The sequence below is a fragment of the Cryobacterium sp. 10I1 genome (assembly GCF_035019805.1).
GTDB classification, from domain to species: Bacteria; Actinomycetota; Actinomycetes; order Actinomycetales; family Microbacteriaceae; genus Cryobacterium; species Cryobacterium glucosi.
The window spans coordinates 1-387 of the sequence record NZ_JASJVF010000580.1; the positions used below are offsets into that span (position 1 = coordinate 1).

Sequence of the window (387 nt, forward strand, 5' to 3'; positions counted from 1 at the left end):
AATGAAGAAACCTGGGATCCCAAGCTCGCGTGGGACCAGCTCACCCGGCTCACCCGGCTGTTCGGAGGCATCTGATGAAACGCGACTTCGCCCTCGCCGGACTCCTCCGGCTGCGCCACCTGCAGCAGGACGCCGCCGCCGGGGAACTGGCCGCGGCCAACGCCCTGCTGAACTCGAACGAGGCCAGGCGCGCCGAGGCATCCGCAGCCCTGACCGTGCTGCCCAGTGAGGCGACCGGCACAGCATCCCTCGCCGCGATCGCGGCCGGGCGCACCTCGGCGCAGAGCATGCTCGCCGACCTCGATGCGCTCGGCCGGGAATACCGGCAGACCGCTGAGACCGCGCACGCCGCCTTCACCGCGAAGCGTGCCGAGTCCGTCGGGCTCG

1 protein-coding gene is annotated in these 387 nt (G+C 71.3%); it reads left to right on the top strand.

Going from position 1 to position 387, the window contains the following annotated elements:
* Positions 1-74: 74 nt before the first annotated feature.
* Positions 75-387, top strand: a 313-nt coding sequence (locus QN345_RS19870) for a hypothetical protein (RefSeq protein WP_323509220.1), incomplete at its 3' end; no start/stop codon positions are given.